The sequence below is a fragment of the Rhodococcus kronopolitis genome (assembly GCF_042654025.1).
GTDB classification, from domain to species: Bacteria; Actinomycetota; Actinomycetes; order Mycobacteriales; family Mycobacteriaceae; genus Rhodococcus_G; species Rhodococcus_G kronopolitis.
Genome location: NZ_JBHSFO010000001.1, coordinates 160054 through 173807, shown reverse-complemented (window position 1 = coordinate 173807; position 13754 = coordinate 160054). Strand labels below are relative to the sequence as shown.

Here is a 13754-nt window from a genome sequence, read left to right as displayed (position 1 = left end):
GCGACGCGGAGCCCTGGTTGCGTCGCTTGTCGTGCTTGCGGCGACGGCGGGACCGGTGACCACCTCGGGTGCCGCGCCGGTGGGTGTGCCGGTGTTCCCCGGCGGGGAGATCGTGGGGGCCGGGGACAACACCGGCGGTGCGGTGACGCCGCCCACGGCCCCAGCCGGGCAGACCTTCACCGCGGTGGACACCAGCGGGCTGTTCTCGATCGCGCTGACCTCGGACGGGCAGGTCCAGGGCTTCGGTCTGCCCCAGCCCGGGTTGTTCGACTTCCCGGCGCTGGCGGCGGGACAGACCTACACCGCGATATCGGCGGGCGGGGCGCACACTCTGCTCCTCACCTCGACGGGCCAGATCCTCGGCACGGGTGCCGACGACCGGGGGCAGCGGGTCGCCCCGCCGCTGCCCGAGGGGCAGACATACACGGCCGTCTCCGCGGGCTTCGCCCATTCCCTGGCGCTGACCTCGGCCGGTCAGGTCGTCGCGTTCGGCGACGACTCCAGCGGCCAGGCCGACGTGCCGCCGCCACCGGCGGGGCAGACCTACACCGCGGTCGCGGCGGGCAACCGGCATTCGCTCGCGCTCACCTCGGACGGCCAGATCGTGGCCTGGGGTTCGCCGCCACAGGGTCAGGCGGTCCCGGCGGCTCCCGCAGGCCACACGTACACGGCGATCGACGCGGACTCGTTCCACTCGCTCGCCCTGACCTCCGGTGGTCGGGTCGTCGGTTGGGGGCTGAGAAGTGCCGGACAGGCGACGTTCCCCTGGGGTCACAAGTACACCGCTATCGCCGCGGGCAGCAACCATTCGGCAGCGCTGATCTCGACCGGACAGGTCGTGGTGGTGGGGGAGAACACGAAGGGGCAGCTGGAGATCCGGGCTCGGCCGGAGGGCCACAGGTACACGGCGATCGCCGCCGGTGGCGACAGGACGCTGGCGATTGAGAGCCCGGACGCGCCGCCGGACGCCGGCACGGGATCGCTGGGCGACCTGTTCGGCTCGTCGAGCTGACGGCAGCGGCCCGTCAGCTCGTCGGGTCCAGCGTCACCTTCACCGACACCTGTCCCGCGTCGTTGCGGGTACTGACGGCATGCCCCGGGCGATCCGTTCCCGCCCGGGTGACGGTGACCCGGTCGCCGTCACCGAGAAAGTTGCGCCACCAGTTCTTCTTGTCGGGCATGGCGACTCCGACGACGAGTTCGTCCCCCTTCTGCCTTGGCGTCACCGGCAGGCTGAAGGTCTTGCCGGACCGGCGTCCGGTGTAGGTGATCACGACCATCGACCTGCCGAGGAGCTTCTCGAGCATGGGGACCTTCATGGCCGCGCCGACGACCTTGTTCATGGCGGCCGAGACCTTCTGGAACGTATTCAATCGTTTCTCCTTCTGCTTGTGCCGCCCGCGGACCGGGCAGTCAGTCGACGGCGGTGACGAAGCCCTTGTCCACCAACCACTGCCGGGCCACGTCGGCCGGCTCCTGGCCCTCGACGTCGACGCGGCGGTTCAGCTCGGTGATCTCCTGGTCGGTCAGCTCCGCGGAGATCGGCGCCATCACCTCCGCGACCTCCGGGTGCGCGTGCGCGAATCCCTCACGCATGATCAGTGCCGGGTTGTACTTCGGGAAGAACGAGCGGTCGTCGTCGAGTAGGACCAGGTCCAGCGCGATGATGCGCCCGTCGGTGGTGAACACCTCGCCGAACTTGCACTGCGTGGCGTCCGCGGTGGCCTGGTAGATGATGCCCGTCTGCAGGATCTGCTTCTGCGCCTTGGCCGGATCGAAGTCGTAGGCCGCGGCCATGCCGGGAAAGCCGTCCTGGCGGACGTTGAACTCGGTCTCGACGCAGGTGGTCGCCGCGGCCGGGTCACGCTTGACCAGGTCGGCGTACTCGGAGAGCGTCCGCACCCCGGTGGCCTCGGCGGTCGCTCGGCTGGTGGCCAGGGCGTAGGTGTTGTTCATCGGCGCTGGATCGGTCCACACCATGCCGTTGCGGGCGAGGTCCTCGTCGCGCACCGCCTCGAACTGTGCGGTGGGGTCGGGGATCGGGTGTTCGTGGCCCAGGTAGTTGATCCAGCCGGTTCCGGTGTACTCGTAGGTGAGGTCGATCTGGCCGTGGACCTGCGCGTCGCGGGTGCTGTTGGAGCCCTGGATGTTGGTGAGGTCACGGATGTCCGCGCCGGCAGCGGACAGGGCGAACTCGATGATGTACCCGAGGATGATCTGCTCGGTGAAGTCCTTGGAGCCCACGGTGATGGGGACCCCGGTCAACTCCTCGACCGGAGTGATGGAGCCGGGCCCCACCTTCAGCGGCAGCGCGCCGCCGGACTCGAGTCCGCACGAGGTGAGCGCGACGGCGACCGCCGCGACGGTGGTCAACGTCGCGCACCTGCCCGCCAGGGTCCTCCGCGGCCCGGCCATGTCAACGCAGCCCCTTCGGTCCGAGATAGGTCTCGGCCAGTGCGCCGAGCCAGTCGACGAGCAGCGCCAGCGAGACGGCGAGGACGGCGCCGACCACCAGGGTCACGTTGTCGCGCAACTTGTATCCCGTGTCGATCAGGATGCCGAGCCCGCCGGCGCTGACCAGGAAGCACAGGGTGGCAGTGCCGACCGCCAGCACCAGTGAGGTGCGCAGGCCGGCCAGGATGTAGGGCACGGCCATCGGGAACTCGACCCGGCGGAGCACCGTGCGCGCCGACATGCCCTGGCCGCGACCAGCGTCGACCAGGGTGGGGTCGACCTGCTGGTAGCCGAGGATGGTGTTGCGCAGCACCGGAAGCAGTGAGTAGAAGGCGATCGGCAGCACCCCGATCCAGAAGCCGGTGGTCCGGGTCGCCAGGTAGAACAGCACCAGCAGGCCGATCGCCGGGGCGGCGGCACCGATGTTCGCGATGCCGACGAACACCGGTGCCAGTCGGGTCCAGCCCGGCCGGGTCAGCAGCGTGCCCAGCGGCACCGCCAGCGTCAGCACGATCACCACCACGGCAACGGTGATCAGCACGTGCTGCCAGGTCAGGGTCGCCAAGTTGGTGACGCTGATGCTGGCCTGCTGAGTGGCGGTCAGGTCGCGACTGAACGCCCACGCCAGGACGCCACCGGTCAGGAGGAGTACCAGCACCGGCTGTGCGAGCAGGCGCATCTGCTCGGCGCGGCGTTCGGCGGCCGCGGTGGGGTCGACGGTGGCCGCAGCGGCGGCGTCGGTCGCGCCCGGTGCGGGGCCGGGCGGGGCGGTGTCGGTGCTCACCGGGCCGGATCCTCGGGGGCCCGGTGAGCACCGCCGGTCCCGGTGGCCGCGGTCGGGTCCGGGGCGGGCGCGGTGTGGTGATCCGCCGCGTGGTCGTCGCGTAGCTGCCGCAGGTTCTCCACCAGGGTGTCGATGGTGATCAGTCCGACGTACTCGCCGCGCATGCCCGTCACCACCGTGGACGCGCTGGACTCGGCGAGCAGTGCTTCGAGGGCGTCCTGCAGCGTGGACTGCACCGACAGGATCTCGCCGACCGGATTGCCCACGTCGTGCAGCGAGTCCACCGTTGCCAGGTGGGCGGGGGAGACCCAGCGGACCGGGCGGTCGCGGGCGTCGAGGATCAGGCCCCACTGTCGACTGTCGGCGAGCAGGGCGCGGCGCATCTCGTTGACGGAACCGTCCTCGTGGGCGGTCGGGCAGTCGAGTAGCCGCACGTCCCGGACCCGGCTGAGCGTCAACTGCTTGAGGGACGCGTCGGCGCCGACGAACCCGGCGACCATCTCGTTGGCGGGGTTCGCCAGGATCGCCTCCGGGGTGTCGTACTGCATGATGTGGGACTGGCTGCCCAGCACGGCAATTCGGTCGCCGATCTTGACCGCCTCGTTGAAGTCGTGGGTGACGAACACGATCGTCTTGCCCAGTTCGGACTGCAGCCGCATCAGCTCGTCCTGCAGTAGCCCACGGGTGATGGGGTCGACGGCACCGAACGGCTCGTCCATCAGCAGCACCGGAGGATCGGCGGCCAGCGCGCGGGCCACCCCGACTCGCTGCTGCTGCCCGCCGGAGAGCTGGCGGGGGTACCGGTCGCGGTAGGTGGCGGGGTCCAGGCCGACCAGGTCCAGCATCTCGTCGGTACGGTCGGCGATTCGACGGCGGTCCCAGCCGATCAGCCCGGGTACCGTTCCGACGTTCTTGGCGACCGTCAGGTGCGGGAACAGGCCGGCCTGTTGAATGGAGTAGCCGATACCGCGGCGCAGTTCGTCCGGGTCGATCGACAGCGCGTCCCGACCGCCGATGGTGATTCTGCCCGACGAGGGCTCGATCAGCCGGTTGATCATCCGCATGGTGGTCGTCTTCCCGCACCCGGAGGGGCCCACGAACACCACGGTCTCGCCGGCGGGGATGGTCATCGACACCCCGTCCACTGCGGCGGCGTCCTGCCCCGGATAGCGCTTGACCACGTCGTCCAGGACGATCTCGACGCCGTGCGCGGTGTCCCGGGGAGTTGCGGTGTCAGTCACGTGAGTCCCTTCGAGGTGGTGAGCCGGCCGAGCCCGACGTAGAGCGCGTCGAGAATGAGCGCCAGGACGACGATCAGCACCGTGCCGGTCAGGGCCTGGGGCACCGCGGTCGGGCTGCCGACCCTGGACAGGCCGGAGAAGATTAGGTTGCCCAGGCCCGGGCCCTTGGCGTAGGCGGCGATCGCCAGGATGCCCATCAGCATCTGGGTGCTCACCCGGATGCCGGCGAGGATCGCCGGCCAGGCGAGCGGCAGTTCGATCCGGCCGAGCACCCGCAGCCGGTTCATCCCGATGCCGCGGGCGGCGTCGGTGACCGCGGGGTCCACGGAGGCGAGCCCGATGACGGTGTTCCGGATGATCGGCAACAGGGCGTAGAGCACCAGCGCGGTCACCGTGGGCGGGACACCGAGGCCGAGGATCGGGATCAGCAGACCGAGCAGGGCGAAGGACGGGACGGTGAGCACCGTGCTGGCCAACCCGGTCGCGAGCGTAGCCCCGAGCGGACTGCGGTACACCGCGATCCCGATCGCCACGGCGATGACGGTCGCGACGAGGACCGACTGCACCACGGCGCTGACGTGGAGGTAGGAGTCGGTGAGCAGCTGGCTTCGACGCGCGACGACGAAGTCCCACCAGGCCTGGAAATCCAACCGGACACCTCCGTCCCGTCGTGCTCGGTACCGGCAGAGGTTCCGGACCGACGTTCTCCGGGCGTTCTCCGGTGTGCGTTTCCAGTTGCCACCATGCACTTGTGGCCGTCGGCGGCGCAAACGACGCGCCGAGGTGCGGCGGGGCAATGACTGCGGTGTCGGTGAAGTGGACCCCGTGAGATGTCGGACCGAGCTGATTAGATGAGCCAGTTGACGCCGAAGAGACCGCTTGCGCGGCCTCGGGGAAAGAGGGAGACGCGATGGGCAAGGACACCAGAACCGACACGATGCAGGCACAGCCGCATACCGCGGACACTCACGACCTGATCCGTGTGCACGGCGCGAGGGAGAACAACCTCAAGAACGTCAGCGTCGTCCTGCCCAAGCGCCGGTTGACGGTGTTCACCGGCGTCTCCGGCTCCGGCAAGAGCTCGCTCGTGTTCTCCACGATCGCCGCGGAGTCGCAGCGGATGATCAACGAGACCTACAGCACCTTCGTGCAGGGCTTCATGCCGACGCTGGCCAGACCGGACGTCGACGTGCTCGAGGGCCTGACAACGGCGATCATCGTCGACCAGGAGCGGATGGGCGCCAACCCGCGTTCCACCGTCGGCACCGCGACGGATGCGAACGCGATGCTGCGGATCCTGTTCAGCCGGCTCGGCCAGCCGCACATCGGTTCGTCCCAGGCGTTCTCCTTCAATGTCGCCTCCGCCAGCGGCGCAGGCGCGATGACCACGGAGAAGGGCGGCCGGACCGTCAAGGAGGCCCGCAGCTTCAGCATCACCGGGGGTATGTGTCCGCGCTGTGAGGGTCGGGGCAACGTCTCCGACTTCGACCTGACCGCGCTCTACGACGCCGACAAGTCCCTCAACGAGGGCGCGCTGACGATCCCCGGCTACAGCATGGACGGCTGGTACGGGCGCATCTTCCGCGGCTGCGGATTCTTCGACGCCGACAAGCCGATCGCCGAGTTCACCAAGAGGCAGTTGGACGACCTCCTGTACAAGGAGCCGACCAAGGTCAAGGTCGAGGGCGTCAACGTGACGTACGAGGGCCTGATCCCGAAGATCCAGAAGTCGTTCCTGTCCAAGGACCGCGAGGCCATGCAGCCGCACATCCGGGCGTTCGTCGACCGGGCGATCACGTTCCAGACGTGCCCTGACTGCGAGGGCACACGGCTCAGCGCCGAGGCGCGCTCGTCGAAGATCGACGGCGTCAACATCGCGGACGTCTGCGCGATGCAGATCAACGACCTCGCCGAATGGGTGCGCGGGCTGGACGAGCCGTCGGTGGCGCCGCTGTTGAAGTCGTTGGGCGAGACCCTCGACTCGTTCGTCGAGATCGGGCTGGGCTACCTCAGCCTCGACCGCCCGGCAGGCACGCTGTCCGGTGGAGAGGCGCAGCGCACCAAGCTGATTCGCCATCTCGGCTCCTCACTCACGGACGTCACCTATGTCTTCGACGAACCGACCATCGGCCTGCACCCGCACGACATTGCGCGGATGAACGACCTGCTGCTGCAACTGCGGGACAAGGGCAACACCGTGCTGGTGGTCGAGCACAAGCCGGAGGCGATCGCGATCGCCGACCACGTCGTGGACCTCGGCCCCCGCGCGGGCACCGAGGGCGGCGAGATCGTGTTCGAGGGCACCGTGGACGAACTGCGATCGAGCGGCACGCTCACCGGCAAGCACCTCGACGACCGGGCCTCGGTGAAGCCCGCGGTACGGACCTCCGCGGGGGCGCTCGAGGTCCGTGGCGCCGACACCCACAACCTGCAGGGCGTCGACGTGGACATCCCGCTCGGGGTGCTCTGCGTGGTGACGGGTGTCGCCGGGTCGGGGAAGAGCTCCCTGATCAACGGCTCGGTGTCGGGTCGGGACGGGGTGGTGTCGATCGACCAGGGTGCGATCAAGGGCTCCCGGCGCAGCAACCCCGCGACGTACACCGGGTTGCTCGATCCGATCCGGAAGGCGTTCGCGAAGGCCAACGACGTCAAGCCCGGGCTGTTCAGCGCCAACTCCGAGGGCGCGTGCCCCAACTGCAACGGCGCAGGCGTGGTCTACTCCGACCTGGGGATGATGGCCGGTGTCGCCACGCCCTGCGAGGTGTGCGAGGGCAAGCGGTTCATGGCCGAGGTGCTCGACTACAAGTTCGGCGGCAAGGACATCAGCGAGGTGCTCGGGATGTCGGTCGCGCAGGCCGAGGAGTTCTTCGGTTCGGGCGACGGCAAGATCCCCGCCGCCCACAAGATCCTGGCGCGGCTGGCGGACGTGGGCCTCGGGTACGTCAAGATCGGTCAGCCGCTCACCACGCTGTCCGGCGGCGAGCGGCAGCGACTCAAGCTGGCCACCCACATGGGGGAGAAGGGCGAGGTCTACATCCTCGACGAGCCGACCACCGGTCTTCACCTTGCCGATGTCGAGAACCTGCTCGGCCTGCTCGACCGGCTCGTCGACTCCGGCAAGTCGGTCATCGTCATCGAGCACCACCAGGCGGTGATGGCGCACGCCGACTGGATCATCGACCTCGGCCCCGGCGCCGGGCACGACGGCGGCCGGGTCGTGTTCGAGGGCACCCCCGCCGAGCTCGTCGCCGCCCGGTCCACCCTCACCGGCGAGCACCTCGCGGCGTACGTCGCCAGCTGACGCCGGCTGCCCTCGACTGCCCCTGGCACAGAGACGAGAACACCCCCTCCACGGATCGCGGAGGGGGTGTTCTCGTCGGTCAGCTACGGATCACACGTCGTAGTAGAGCTCGAACTCGTGCGGGTGCGGCCGCAGGTTCACCGGGGCGATCTCCTGCTCGCGCTTGATCGAGATCCAGGTCTCGATCAGGTCGGAGGTGAAGACGCCACCCTCGGTGAGGTACTCGTGGTCGCGCTCGAGGTTGTCGATGACCGTCGAGAGGCTGGTGGGGGCCTGCGGGATGTTGCGGGCCTCCTCCGGCTGGAGCTCGTAGAGGTCCTTGTCGACCGGGGCCATCGGCTCGATCTTGTTCCGGATACCGTCCAGGCCGGCCATCATCTGGGCGGCGAAGTTCAGGTACGGGTTGCCCGAGGCGTCGGGAGCGCGGAACTCGATGCGCTTGGCCTTCGGGTTGTTGCCGGTGATCGGGATGCGCACGGCCGCCGAGCGGTTGCGCTGGCTGTACACCAGGTTGATGGGGGCCTCGTAGCCCGGCACCAGACGGTGGTACGAGTTGATCGTCGGGTTGGTGAACGCCAGCAGCGACGGGGCGTGGTGCAGGATGCCGCCGATGTAGTGACGCGCCATGTCGGACAGGCCCGCGTAGCCGGACTCGTCGTGGAAGAGCGGCTTGCCGTCCTTCCACAGCGACTGGTGCACGTGCATGCCCGAGCCGTTGTCACCGAAGAGCGGCTTCGGCATGAAGGTCGCCGACTTGCCGTGCTGCCAGGCGGTGTTCTTGACGATGTACTTGAACAGCTGCAGGTCGTCCGCGGCCGCGAGCAGCGTGTTGAACTTGTAGTTGATCTCCTGCTGACCGCCGGTGCCGACCTCGTGGTGGCCGCGCTCGAGCTCGAAGCCCGCCTTGATCAGGTTGGTGGAGATGTCGTCGCGCAGGTCCACGTAGTGGTCGTACGGGGCGACGGGGAAGTAGCCACCCTTGGCGCGCACCTTGTAGCCGAGGTTGGGGCTGCCGTCCGGGTTGCGCTCGGCGCCGGTGTTCCAGGCACCCGAGACCGAGTCCAGCTCGTAGAACGCGTGGTTCATGCCGGAGTCGTAGCGGACCGAGTCGAAGATGTAGAACTCGGCCTCGGCGCCGAAGAACGCGGTGTCCGCGATGCCGGTGCTGGTCAAGTACTCCTCGGCCTTGCGCGCGACGTTGCGGGGGTCGCGGCTGTAGGACTCCCGGGTCAGCGGGTCGTGGACGAAGAAGTTGAGGTTCAGCGTCTTGGCCTTGCGGAACATGTCGATCTGCGCCGTCGAGTAGTCGGGCAGCAGCATCATGTCCGACTCGTGGATCGACTGGAAGCCGCGCACCGACGAGCCGTCGAACGCGAGGCCGTCCTCGAGTGCGTCCTTGGTGAACGCGGTTGCGGGGATCGAGAAGTGCTGCTGAACGCCCGGCAGGTCACTGAACCGGATGTCGACGTACTCGACTCGTTCGTCGGCGATGTACTTGATGACCTCTTCGGCCGTGCTGAACGCCACGCTTGTGCTCCTTCAGTTGGGTCCCGGCCAGTGCTGCTGCGGCGGGCTTTCGTCGACAGTGACGGTATGGAACCGGTGTTGCCCGTCAATCAAGACTGTGTTTCGCCAGTGTTACACGTCGTCGATTACGACGCAGGTCACATCGGTAGGTGTGTGGCGGCGACCACGTCACAATCCCGCCTATCCTTGGACTCATGGCACGCATGACCGGATCCTGGCTCTCTGGCCCCTCGGCCGCCCTCCCCAAGGGAGAGGACGGCACCGTCGAGCGTTACCGCGGCGAACTGCTGGGCCTGCCCGAGTCCGGTCCCGGCTCACTGGTGACCGCGGCACGGCGGGTCGGCGCGTTCATGGTGGACTGGTTGATGGGCGGCGGCGTCGCGCTGCTGATCCTCGGCGGCGACTTCTACTCCGGGATGCTGGGCACCGTCATCCTCGGGGTGTGGTTCGTCGTCGGCGTCGCGACGGTGACGCTGTTCTCCTTCACACCCGGCCAGTTCGTCCTCGGCCTGCACGTGGCCCGGATCGACGGCCCGGTGCCCGTCGGCTTCGTCCGGGCGCTCGCCCGCCAGGTGCTACTGGTGTTCGTCGTGCCCGCACTGATCACCGATCTCGACGGTCGCGGCATGCACGACCGCGCCACCGGCACCGCGCTGGTGCGCTCGCGCTGAGCCCTGCCCGCCCGAGTACTCGGTCCCGAACACAGAAGGCGCCGTCCATCCGGACGGCGCCTTCTTGTCGGTCTGTGGGCGTGGCGGGTCAGCGGCGACGCATGGTGCGCTGGATGCCCTTCATCTTGGCGCCTGCGGGCATCGGGCCCTTGGGCATCGCGGGGCCGCCGCGCTTGCCGAGTGCGGTCAGCCGCGCCTCGATCGAGTCCATCCGCTTGGTGTCGATGTTCTTGGGCAGCTTCGAGAGGTACTTCTGCAGCTCGGAGAGCTTGACCTGGCCCTCGTCGTTGCCGATGACGATCTCGTAGATCGGGGTGTCGCCGACCAGTCGGGCGGTCTTCTTCTTCTCCTGCGCGAGCAGCGGCTTGACCCGCTGCGGCGCACCCTCACCGACCAGGATGACGCCGGGACGGCCGAGCACGCGGTGCACGGCGTCGAGTTGGGTGGTGCCGACGACGGCATTGCTCACCCGCCAGGTGCCCTGCAGGTTGTCCAGCGCCCACGCGGCCGCGCCGGCCTGGCCGTCGGCCTTCCGGTAGACGGTCTTCTGCACCCGCCGGCCGAAGATCACGAACGCCAGCAGCACACCGAGCATGCTGCCGATCGGCAGCAGGAACCACTGCAGGCCGAAGATCAGGCCGACCAGGAAGAACACCAGCGCGAGGCCGACGACCGAGCCGATCATCAGCGGCAGCAGCAGCTTGTCGTCCTTGCGCTGCATCTGGAACGCCTGCCAGAGCTGGCTCCTGCGTTCTTTCGATGCCTGCTTGCGGGCCGCCTTCGCGGCCGCCTTCGCCTCTTTGGTGGGTTTGCCCTTGCCGTTCGCCATAGTTCACAGGATACGTCCCGGGCAGGGGCACCTATCGCACCCGTCCGGTCGGGCCCGGTCGGGTGCGCGTCGGCGGCCGGGCGTCAGGCGCGGGCGGCGAGCCGCTCGATCAGCGAGCTGGCCTCCTGCGAGGCGCTGCCCCCGTCCTGCAGGTGTGCCTGACCCTCGGGCAGCGCGCGGCCGTGGTGTGCCATCGCCTGCGCGTAGAGCCGACCGGCGCGGTACGAGGAGCGGACCAGCGGCCCGGCCATCACGCCCGCGAAGCCGAGCTCGGTGGCGAACTCGGAGTGCTCGACGAACTCCTCCGGCTTGACCCAGCGCTCGACGGGGTGGTGCCGCGGCGACGGGCGCAGGTACTGGGTGATGGTGAGGATGTCGCAACCGGCCTCGTACAGGTCGACCATCGCCTGCTGGACCTCTTCGGGGGTCTCGCCCATGCCGAGGATCAGGTTGGACTTGGTGACCAGGCCGAACTCGCGGGCGGCGGTGAGCACGCCGAGCGAGCGCTCGTACCGGAACGCGGGACGGATCCGCTTGAAGATCCGGGGCACGGTCTCGAGGTTGTGGGCGAGCACCTCGGGGCGCGACTCGAAGACCTCGGCCAGCAGGTCCGGCTTGCCGTTGAAGTCGGGGATCAGGTTCTCGACGCCGGTACCCGGGTTGAGCTCGTGGATCTGGCGGACCGTCTCGGCGTAGAGCCAGGCGCCGCCGTCGGGCAGGTCGTCGCGGGCGACACCGGTGATCGTCGAGTACCGCAGGCCCATCGACTGGACGGACTCGGCGACCCGGCGGGGCTCGTCGCGGTCGAGGTCGGTCGGCTTGCCGGTGTCGATCTGGCAGAAGTCACAGCGGCGGGTGCACTGCTCACCGCCGATCAGGAAGGTGGCCTCGCGGTCTTCCCAGCATTCGTAGATGTTGGGGCAGCCGGCCTCTTCGCACACCGTGTGCAGGCCCTCGCTCTTGACCAGCGACTTGAGCTCGGTGTATTCCGGGCCCATCTTGGCGCGGGTCTTGATCCAGTTGGGCTTGCGTTCGATGGGCGTTTCCGCGTTTCGGATCTCGATCCGCAGCAGTTTGCGTCCTTCTGGGGCCACAGTCACGGAAGCGATGCTACGCCCGCCGATTCCGCCACGACCGACCGGGAGAGCCCGTCAGGCGAACCGGTGGGTGGTGAACTCCGGCCCCGCCGCCGCGCCTGCATCGACCGGCACGGGGGCGACGGAAACCCGCTCGATGTCGTGCTCGGCGACCGCGAGGGTGCCGTCGAAGGCCGCGGTCACGGCGTCGACCACCGCGGCGGTGACGGCCGCGACGGTGACCTCCCGGCCCAGTTCGCGGCTGAGCGAGGTGACGCCGGCATCGACGATGCCGCACGGGATGATCTCGTCGAACGCGTCGAGCACCGCGTTGCAGTTGAGCGCGAACCCGTGCAGGGCCACGCCGCGCTGCACCCGGACCCCGATGGCGGCGATCTTGCGCTCGGGCAGCCATCCGCCTGCGGTGTGGGCGGCCGGCAGCCAGACCCCGGAACGGCCCTCGACGCGACCGCAGTCCAGGCCGAGCCCGGCGCACACCGAGATCAGTGCCTCCTCGATCCGTCGCACGTAGTTGACCACGTCCACCGGCTCGGCAAGCCTGACGATCGGGTAGCCCACCAGCTGACCGGGGCCGTGCCAGGTGATCTTGCCGCCGCGGTCCACGTCGATCACGGGGGTGCCGTCGGTGGGCCGGTCCTCCGGCGCGGTCCGCCGACCGGCGGTGTACACGGACGGGTGCTCGAGCAGCAGCAGGGTGTCCCGGCCGAGGTCGGCGGCCCGCTCGTCCGCGAGCAGGCGCTGCAGCTCCCACGCGGCGAGGTAGTCGACGGTCCCGAGGTTCCGGACCTCGACGGGCTCGGCGGAGGACCTGGCGGAGGTGGCGCGGCTGCTCATCGCTCACACGCTACGCCCGCGATCGACCCGCCGGGCACGTGGGCGAGGCGGCCGCTCAGGACCCAACGGCGGCCGCGAGGGCCTCGCCGACGGTGTGGTGCCGGAAGGCGAATCCGGACTCCTCGAGGACCGTCGGCAGCACCCGCTGACCGGCCAGGACGGCCTCGTTTGCGAACTCGCCGACCAGGGCCGTGGCGGCGAACCCGGGCACCGTCCACGGGGTCGGCCGGTGCAGCACCCGGCCGAAGGCCTCGGTGAAGGCGGCGTTGGTGACCGGTGCCGGGCCGGTGAGGTTGACCGGTCCGGCGATCGTCGCGGTGCGCAGCACGAAGGCGATGGCGTCGACCTCGTCGTCGAGCGAGATCCAGGACAGGTACTGACGGCCGTTGCCGAGTCGGCCGCCGAGGCCGAGCCGGAACAGCGGGCGCAGTCGGCCGACCAGTCCGCCGCTCGCGCTGACGACGGTGCCGCTGCGCAGCACGACGGTGCGGGCCCCGGCGGCGCGGGCGGGTTCGGTGGCCTGCTCCCAGTCCCGGCAGAGGTCGGCGAGGAAGCCCGATCCCGGGGGCGCGGTCTCGTCGACGGCCCGCTCGCCGGTGTCGCCGTAGTAGCCGACGGCGCTGGCGTTGAGCAGGGTCGGCACGCCGGCCTCGGCCACCGCGGTGGCCAGCACGTCGGCGGCGGTCAGTCGGCTGTCGCGCAGCTGCTGTTTGTAGGCGCCGGTCCAGCGGTGGTCGCCGATGCCGGCTCCGCACAGGTTCACCACCGCGTCGACGCCGGCGAGTGCGCCCGGCGCGATGTCCCGCTCCGGCGGGGACCAGCGGAACTCGTCGGGCCCGGCGGCGGGCCGTCGGACCAGTCGACGCACCTCGTGGCCGTCTGCGCGCAACGCGGCCACCAGGGCGGTGCCTATCAGGCCGGACGAGCCGGCGACGGTCACGCGCATCGGTTCTGCCTCCTTCACGCCGTCGGGGGCACCATCAGTGTCGATGGTGCCCCGACGGGCGAACATGCGC

General features: G+C 69.5%; 13 protein-coding genes. 3 read left to right on the top strand and 10 right to left on the bottom strand.

Annotation, left to right across the window (positions count from 1 at the left end; translation table 11 throughout):
- The first annotated feature begins 55 nt into the window (after positions 1-55).
- Positions 56-1012, top strand: a complete 957-nt coding sequence (locus tag ACFO6S_RS00765; RefSeq protein ID WP_378413203.1) for an RCC1 domain-containing protein — start codon at positions 56-58, stop codon at positions 1010-1012.
- A gap of 13 nt (positions 1013-1025) precedes the next feature.
- On the opposite strand, the gene ACFO6S_RS00760 is transcribed toward ACFO6S_RS00765, so the two are convergent.
- The 5 genes from ACFO6S_RS00760 to ACFO6S_RS00740 all read right to left on the bottom strand — a co-directional run bounded on the left by ACFO6S_RS00760 (position 1026) and on the right by ACFO6S_RS00740 (position 5129).
- A complete protein-coding gene (locus tag ACFO6S_RS00760; RefSeq protein WP_378413201.1) occupies positions 1026-1373 on the bottom strand; it encodes a hypothetical protein in 348 nt (115 codons plus the stop codon).
- Positions 1374-1413: 40 nt separating this feature from the next.
- A complete protein-coding gene (locus ACFO6S_RS00755; RefSeq protein WP_378413199.1) occupies positions 1414-2415 on the bottom strand; it encodes a glycine betaine ABC transporter substrate-binding protein in 1002 nt (333 codons plus the stop codon).
- A 1-nt stretch (position 2416) separates the two neighbouring features.
- On the bottom strand, positions 2417-3133 hold the full coding sequence (locus ACFO6S_RS00750) for an ABC transporter permease (RefSeq protein ID WP_378414032.1): 717 nt from the start codon (positions 3131-3133) through the stop codon (positions 2417-2419).
- A gap of 101 nt (positions 3134-3234) precedes the next feature.
- Positions 3235-4479 (bottom strand): ABC transporter ATP-binding protein, encoded by a 1245-nt coding sequence (locus ACFO6S_RS00745; RefSeq protein ID WP_378413197.1) that lies wholly within the window; start codon positions 4477-4479, stop codon positions 3235-3237.
- A complete protein-coding gene (locus tag ACFO6S_RS00740; RefSeq protein WP_378413195.1) occupies positions 4476-5129 on the bottom strand; it encodes an ABC transporter permease in 654 nt (217 codons plus the stop codon). Before ACFO6S_RS00740 ends, ACFO6S_RS00745 begins: the two co-directional genes overlap by 4 nt.
- Before the next feature lie 260 nt (positions 5130-5389).
- Here ACFO6S_RS00740 and ACFO6S_RS00735 point away from each other — a divergent pair, with 260 nt between their 5' ends.
- Positions 5390-7780, top strand: coding sequence for an ATP-binding cassette domain-containing protein (locus ACFO6S_RS00735; protein WP_378413193.1), 2391 nt, complete (start codon positions 5390-5392; stop codon positions 7778-7780).
- A gap of 90 nt (positions 7781-7870) precedes the next feature.
- On the opposite strand, the gene glnA is transcribed toward ACFO6S_RS00735, so the two are convergent.
- On the bottom strand, positions 7871-9307 hold the full coding sequence (gene glnA / locus ACFO6S_RS00730) for a type I glutamate--ammonia ligase (protein WP_378413191.1): 1437 nt from the start codon (positions 9305-9307) through the stop codon (positions 7871-7873).
- Positions 9308-9501: 194 nt separating this feature from the next.
- Between glnA and ACFO6S_RS00725 the strand changes: the two genes are divergently transcribed.
- Positions 9502-9978: an RDD family protein gene (locus tag ACFO6S_RS00725; RefSeq protein WP_378413189.1), complete on the top strand. Its 477-nt coding sequence runs from the start codon at positions 9502-9504 to the stop codon at positions 9976-9978.
- Positions 9979-10066: 88 nt separating this feature from the next.
- On the opposite strand, the gene ACFO6S_RS00720 is transcribed toward ACFO6S_RS00725, so the two are convergent.
- From ACFO6S_RS00720 to ACFO6S_RS00705, 4 genes are all read right to left on the bottom strand, one after another.
- Positions 10067-10807 carry a DUF4191 domain-containing protein gene (locus tag ACFO6S_RS00720; RefSeq protein WP_378413187.1) on the bottom strand — a complete coding sequence of 247 codons (741 nt, stop codon included), beginning with the start codon at positions 10805-10807 and terminating at the stop codon, positions 10067-10069.
- Positions 10808-10890: 83 nt separating this feature from the next.
- Complete coding sequence (gene lipA / locus ACFO6S_RS00715) at positions 10891-11907, bottom strand: lipoyl synthase (RefSeq protein WP_378413185.1); 1017 nt, start codon at positions 11905-11907, stop codon at positions 10891-10893.
- Between the two features lie 51 nt (positions 11908-11958).
- Complete coding sequence (lipB, locus tag ACFO6S_RS00710; RefSeq protein ID WP_378413182.1) at positions 11959-12738, bottom strand: lipoyl(octanoyl) transferase LipB; 780 nt, start codon at positions 12736-12738, stop codon at positions 11959-11961.
- A gap of 55 nt (positions 12739-12793) precedes the next feature.
- On the bottom strand, positions 12794-13684 hold the full coding sequence (locus ACFO6S_RS00705; RefSeq protein ID WP_378413180.1) for a TIGR01777 family oxidoreductase: 891 nt from the start codon (positions 13682-13684) through the stop codon (positions 12794-12796).
- Positions 13685-13754 lie beyond the last annotated feature (70 nt).